The organism is Streptomyces glaucescens (genome assembly GCF_002154375.1).
Classification (GTDB): Bacteria; Actinomycetota; Actinomycetes; order Streptomycetales; family Streptomycetaceae; genus Streptomyces; species Streptomyces glaucescens.
Map to the genome: position 1 here is coordinate 23,371 of NZ_MUND01000142.1, position 6,420 is coordinate 29,790.

Below are 6,420 nucleotides of genomic sequence, written 5' to 3' on the forward strand. Positions count from 1 at the left end.
CTTGCTGCAGCAGTCACGGTCCATGACGAACCCCGTCCTCCTCAAGCTCGCCAGGTACCAGGACCGGGCCGTCCCGCCTCCGAGCCGCGGCGGCCGCTCGGGGAGGCGGTGGACCGGCAGCCCCGGCCGGTGCCATGGCCGGTCCTCGCCGTCAGGCGGTGGCGGACTCCCTCCGGGCGGCCGGTACGTCGGCGGCGGGCACGTCGGTGGCCGGCAGGTCGACCGAGGCGGGCCGCGGGCAACCCGCAACCGGCAACGTGCGGCCCTCGTGGGCCGAGTCCAGGAGGGTGAGCATCACTTCCAGGACGTGCGCGGCCAGTTCCGCGGACGCCCGGTGCGGTCTTCCGGCGGCGAGGGCGTCCGCCAGGTCGGCGAGTCCCGTCCCGCGTCCGGCCCCCGGGTATCCGGCGGACACGGGCAGCGGCTCCCACTCCCGCCGATCCGGGGCGTACCGCTCGACCCGTCCGTCGAAATGGTTGGGGTCGGGGACCGACAGCGACCCCCCGGTGCCGTACACCTCGATCCTGGGCAGCCGGGCGGCGTGCACGTCGAAGCTCATCACCAGGGTCGACAGGGCGCCGCCCTCGTGCCGCAGGATTCCGGTGACATGGGTGTCGACCTCGACGGGGAAGCGCTGCCCGGCTCGCGGGCCCGAGCCTATCTCCCGCTCGGAGCGCGGCGCGGACGCGGCGCCGGTGACCGCGGTGACCGGGCCCAGCAGATGGACCAGCGCGGACAGGTAGTACGGCCCCATGTCCAGCAGCGGCCCGCCGCCCGGCCGGTAGTAGAACTCCGGGCCGGGGTGCCAGATCTCGTGTCCTGGGGTGGTCATGAACGCGGTCGCGGCGACCGGGGATCCGATCAGGCCGTCGTCGACGGCCCGGCGCGCGGTCTGGACGCCGGTTCCGAGGACGGTGTCCGGTGCGCAGCCGACGCGGACGCCGGCGGCACGCGCCGCGGCGAGGACGGCCGCGGCCTCCTCGCGAGTGGCGGCCAGCGGCTTCTCGCCGTAGACGTGCTTGCCCGCGGCGATCGCGGCCAGCGCGACCTCGGCGTGCACGGCCGGCACGGTCAGGTTGAGCACGACGTCGACGTCGTCGCGCGCGACGAGTTCGGCCACGCTGCCGACCACCACGGCGCGGGCGCCCGCCGCGGCCTGCGCGGCGCGCCCGGGGTCGAGGTCGGTCACCGCGGTCAGCCGCAGGTTCGGTGTCCCGGCCAGCGTGCCGAGGTACTGCCCGCTGATGTTGCCGGCCCCTACGAGGCCGACCCGCAGCACGCTCACCGGCTCGCCCACAGCAACCCCCGCTCGGTCAGCGCGCGCACCTCGGGCACGTCGAAGTCGTCCGCCTTGTGGCCGATGGTGGAGACGAAGACGCGTCCCGCACCGTGCCGGCGCGTCCACACCGCCGGCATCACGACGGGGGCTTCGCGGTTTTCGTCCGCTGCGAAGGTCGTGGTGGCGAGTACGTCGACGGCAGGGTCGGTGGCGACCCAGTACTGCTCGGTGTGCACCCGGAAGTCGGCAAGTCCGCGGGTGACCGGGTGGCCGGACCGTTCGGACACCAGGTTCACGGCGTGGTCGACGAAATCGGGCGGATGCATGAGGAACTGGCCGCCGGTCAGCAGGAAGTAGTCCAGGTCGCCGCGGAACGCGTCGACGATGCCGCCGTGCCAGCCGGCGAAGCCGGTCCCGGCCCGCACGGCAGCCGACAGGCCGCGGCTCTGCTCGGCGGTGATGTCACCCATGGTCCAGCACTGCACCACCAGGTCGGTGGCGGCGAGCCGTTCGGCGTCCTCGTAGACCGCGAGGTCCTCCGCGGTCTCGACGGTGTAGCCGCTGTCCTTCAGGAACGGCAGGAAGAGGTCCGTGATCGTGACGGGGTCGTGGCCCTCCCAGCCGCCGCGGACCACCAGCGCACGACGGTTCGGTATGCCGGTCACGGGCGTTGCACGCTCCCATCGGTGGTACGCACCAGGGCCCACTGGTCGTGGGCGAGCGGTTCGGGAATGCAGAGCGTCACCGAAGCATCCCCCTCTTCGCAGGGTGTTCCTGCCCTGTCACCTTGCTCCGCCTCCCTCACCACCACCGGGCTTCACCTGGCACATTGACTAACCCTCAGACAAAGCGTGCCGTGACGCTAACCAGCCGTTGGGGGAGCGTCAAGACTGCAAGGACGAAATGCGGGACCGGCGAGACAGTCCCGCCGGTCGGTGTTCCGGCAGGCGGTGTCAGGCGGGCTGATGCCGACGTCGGCCACGCCGCTCCGCGCGACACCCCTGCCGCGCGCATCATCCCGTCGAGCGCAGCCCGTCCGGCATCTGTGTCAGGAGCCGGCAGCGGAGACGTGGCGAGCCAACTCGGTGGCCAGACGCCGCATGACCGTGCGGTTGACGCGCTGCATGGTGGCCCGGAGGACGGGTGCCAGCAGGCGGTCGGCGAAAGGGGCGCGCGTCCAGGCGTACGTGAACGAGACGCGGCTCCCACCGGTTCGCAGTGGCTCGATGGTGTAGACGCCGTGGGCCAGTCGCCGGCCGGCCGCGCTGATGTTGCGTTCGACGATGCGATGCGGTGCTTCGGCCTCGACGACCTCGATGGCGACGTCGGTCTTGGTGCCGGCCAGCGTGGCGGTCACCGTGGCGCACGAACCGACGCCGCGGGCCGGGCCGCTGTACGGCCAGTCGGTCAGGTAATGGTCGGTGAACCGCTCGTGGTGAGCCATGACGTCGAGGAAGTCGTAGACCTGTTCGGGCGTCTGCGGTACGCCGATCGATACGGTGACAGACTTCATGTACCGCACGGTACATGGCACATGTACCCATGCTCGGGACCCGGTGGGCGTACGCCAGGCCGAAGTCCAGGGAGCGAGCAGGTCCACGGCACCCCCCGGCACCAGCCGCCACAGCGCTCCGAGCAGTGAGTCGACGCCGACCCGCCCCAGTTCCCGCAGCACATGGTGCGAACGCCGTGTCCGCCGCACCCGAGCAGGCGCACAGGAGCAGAGGCGTCTGCAGAGGCGAGCCGGTGAACGGCACAGTCGCCCGCGTTTCCCTCGGTGCCTTCACTCCTTCCGGTGCCGCGGTTCCGCGCCGAGTCGCCGAGGGGTGGATCCCCTCCCCGGCCGCTGGGCGCGATTGGGTGATGCGCGTGGTGTCTACGAGGTCAGGGGGCCCCGCCGTCAGGTGCCGGTTCCGTCGCCCGGTCCGGATGACAGGACGGTGTTCAACCGGCGTCTGAGGTGGTCCCGTTCGGGATCGGTGCCGGCCAGGTCGAGTGCCTGCCGGTAGGCCGTGGCGGCCTCAGACATCCGGCCGAGTTGGTGCAGCAGGTCCGCCCGGGCCGCCTGGTAGGGGTGGTAGCGGCGCAGCGCGGGCTCGTCGGCCAGCTCGTCGAGCAGCGCCAGGCCCACCCGCGGGCCGTCGCGCATCGCCACCGCGACCGCGCGGTTCAGTGCGACGACGGGGGACGGAGTGAGCCGGAGCAGCACGTCGTAGAGCGCTGCGATCTGTGGCCAGTCAGTGGTCGCGAGGTCGGCGGCTTCGTCATGCAGGGCGGCGATGGCGGCCTGCACCCCGTACGGACCGGGCGGTCCGCCGCTCAACGCGGTGACGACCAGGCCGCTTCCTTCCTCGATCATCGTGTGGTCCCAGCGGCTGCGGTCCTGATCGTCGAGCAGCACGAGCTCGCTGTCCGGACCGGTCCGGGCCTCGCGCCGCGCGTGGATCAGCAGCATGAGCCCCAGCAGGCCGGCGACCTCCCGCTCGGTGGGCATCAAGTGGCGCAGGATCCGCGCCAGCCGGATGGCCTCCTGCGCGAGGTCCAGCCGCTGCAACTGGGGGCCTGAGCTGGCCGCGTACCCCTCGGTGAAGATCGAATAGATGACCTGGAGGACCCCGGGCAGGCGCTCCGGCAACTCGTCGGCACCGGGCACGCGAAACGGGACACGGGCCTGGCGGATCTTCTTCTTCGCCCGGACGATCCGTTGGGCCATTGTCGCGGTGGGGACGAGGAAGGCCCGCGCCACCTCGGGCGTCGTGAGCCCGGCCAGGCAGCGCAGGGTCAGCGCCGTGCGGTCCTCGGCCGCCAGGGCGGGGTGGGCGCAGGTGAAGAACAACTGCAGCCGATCGTCGGGCAGGCCGCCGTCGGCGTCCGCGGACGGGGCGGGATCGGCCCGCTCGGCCTCCACCCGCAAGACGGCCAGGCGGGCGGCGTATGCCTGGTCCCGCCGCAAGCGGTCGACGGCCTTGCGGCGCGCCGTGGTCAACAGCCAGGCACCGGGCCTGGCCGGAACGCCCTCGACCGGCCAGTGCGCCAGAGCCGCCTCCACGGCCTCGGAGGCAACGTCCTCGGCCAGGTCGAGATCGCCGAACCGGCGGACGAGGGAGGCCAGCAGCCGGCCACGCTCCTCACGGAACACCGACTCCACGGATGACTGGACCGGCACCGAGCGGGGCGCCTGGACGGGCACATCGGCACCGGCGACTTCCTCGTCCGCCACCGTCAGGCCCCGAACTCGGCGACCGGACGGACGACGACCGACCCGCTGCCGCGCGCGCCGGGACAGCGGGCGGCCCAGTCGAGCGCGACGTCCAGGTCCGGTACGTCGATGACGTAGAAGCCGCCGAGGACCTCGCGGGTCTCGGCGAACGGCCCGTCGGTGACGGTCCGCCTGCCGTCCTGGTCGACCCGGACCGTGGTGGAAGTGACCAGGTCGGCCAGCGACTCCCCGGAAACCCAGATCCCCGCGTCCTTCACTTCTTTGTCGTAGGCCATCCAGTCCTCGACGCTGCACTCCGCGGCCGCGCCCTTCTCGTCGATCGCTCCGGCATTGATCAGCAGCATGTACTTCACGGTCCGACTCCTGTCAGCCTCTGCGGCTCCCTCGCACGGCGGGTCGCCGTACACCATGACGACGAACGGTATGCGGTCAGATCGACACCTCCCTCCGAGATGTGTCGACCGAACGCGTCGCCTGCGACGATGCGACGGTGACCGGTGAACGGACGCCCTGCCTCCCTCGCGCTGCGGGGAAGGCAGGACGCCAGGCGTTGCCACCGCTCGTCGATCAGCGGACGAATGCGCGCGCTCGGTCACCGAGGCCGGTAGGCGGTGGCCAGCACGGAGACGGTGACCTGATCGGGCAGGAGACCGTCATCGTCCAGGTCCGCACGGCTCAAGTGGCGAGCGCTCGGTGTCATCGCCACCAGGTCCACGGCGTCCAGCCTGGTCAGAGTCACGGAATACTCCACTTGTTCGGTGACGGCGGTCTCGAAAAAGGGCGCGAGCGCCCGGTGCAGGCGCTGTTCCTTGGCCGGGTCGATCGTGACCATCGCAGGCAGCAGTCCGCGCAGCTCGCCCAAGTGCCGCCCGGTGGGACGTACCACGATCAAGCGGCCGGTCGGACGGAGTACGCGGTGGAACTCGGCCGGGTTGCGCGGGGCGAACACGTTCAGCACGACATCGGCCGCCCCGTCGGCCAGCGGGAAGGGACGGAAGACGTCCCAGGCCACCGCAGCGGCTCGGTCATGGGCTCGGGCCGCCGAGCGCAGCGCGCCCACCGATGTGTCCAGACCCACCCCACGGGCGCCGGGCAGTAGGTCGAGTACGCCGCCCAGGTAGTAGCCGGTGCCGCACCCCACGTCCACGATCGTGGCCCGCTCGGACACGGCGTCGGACGCCAGGCGGGCCACGACTTCGCGTACGGGCGCGTAGGCACCGGTGGACAGGAAGCGGCCCCGGGCCTGGATCATGGCCGGGTCGTCGCCGCTGGTGGGTCGGGTGCCCGTCAGCAGGCCGGCGTAGCCGTGGCGGGCGATGTCGAAGGTGTGGCCCACCGGGCAGCGCAGTGTGCCGCGGTCGGCGTGCAGGCGACGCGTACGGCACGTCGGGCAGCGCAGCAGTCCGAGGGACCGTTCGAGGGCAGGGGGAAGCGATACGGGCACGAGGCACTCCTGGCAAGGCGAAGGGAAGAGACCGTGCCTGCGCGCGCACTCGGAGCCTCACCGCCCGAGCAAGGAACGGGCAGTGTCGGGAGGTGGTTCACGCAGCAGGCACACCTGGGAGGGCGACGCCGTCCGGCATCGCCCTCAACGGCTTCCGATCACAGGAAGCAGCAGTGCGGGGTGCTCATGAATGCCACACAGGGAGTCTACGAGCATCGGCGAAGTCCCGGATGCCCCGCCGAGGTGAGCGAACCCCGGCCACATCCAGCAGAGGCCGGGCCGGTCCTGCACCCGGCCGTCGGACCGCAGTCGCCGGAGGACTTCCGTGAGGAGCGGGCGCCGCCGGCGACCTCCTGGCACCGCACGGGCGCGGGGTGACCGCGGGTCCAGCCGTCTTCGACGGCACAGCGAGCCTGGATCGGCCGGCCCGGACCGCCCGCCACAACGGTGCTTGACCTGGAGCGCGCTCCAGATCGG

The 6,420-nt window shown here is 72.0% G+C and carries 6 protein-coding genes; all 6 read right to left on the reverse strand.

Annotated elements, in window-relative coordinates:
* Nucleotides 1-151: 151 nt before the first annotated feature.
* The 6 genes from CCN42_RS10635 to CCN42_RS10660 all read right to left on the reverse strand — a co-directional run bounded on the left by CCN42_RS10635 (nt 152) and on the right by CCN42_RS10660 (nt 5,943).
* Nucleotides 152-1,297, reverse strand: coding sequence for a Gfo/Idh/MocA family protein (locus tag CCN42_RS10635; RefSeq protein ID WP_086734860.1), 1,146 nt, complete (start codon nt 1,295-1,297; stop codon nt 152-154).
* The gene (locus CCN42_RS10640; RefSeq protein ID WP_086734862.1) at nt 1,282-1,944 is read right to left on the reverse strand and encodes a ThuA domain-containing protein; all 663 of its coding nucleotides are present in this window, start codon (nt 1,942-1,944) and stop codon (nt 1,282-1,284) included. The genes CCN42_RS10635 and CCN42_RS10640 overlap by 16 nt, the downstream gene beginning before the upstream one ends.
* 383 nt (nt 1,945-2,327) lie before the next feature.
* Complete coding sequence (locus CCN42_RS10645; protein WP_086734875.1) at nt 2,328-2,792, reverse strand: SRPBCC family protein; 465 nt, start codon at nt 2,790-2,792, stop codon at nt 2,328-2,330.
* A 387-nt stretch (nt 2,793-3,179) separates the two neighbouring features.
* Nucleotides 3,180-4,469, reverse strand: coding sequence for an RNA polymerase sigma factor (locus CCN42_RS10650; protein WP_086734876.1), 1,290 nt, complete (start codon nt 4,467-4,469; stop codon nt 3,180-3,182).
* Nucleotides 4,470-4,501: 32 nt separating this feature from the next.
* The gene (locus tag CCN42_RS10655) at nt 4,502-4,852 is read right to left on the reverse strand and encodes a YciI family protein (protein ID WP_086734864.1); all 351 of its coding nucleotides are present in this window, start codon (nt 4,850-4,852) and stop codon (nt 4,502-4,504) included.
* Between the two features lie 239 nt (nt 4,853-5,091).
* Nucleotides 5,092-5,943 carry a putative RNA methyltransferase gene (locus CCN42_RS10660; protein WP_086734866.1) on the reverse strand — a complete coding sequence of 284 codons (852 nt, stop codon included), beginning with the start codon at nt 5,941-5,943 and terminating at the stop codon, nt 5,092-5,094.
* Between the last annotated feature and the right edge of the window lie 477 nt (nt 5,944-6,420).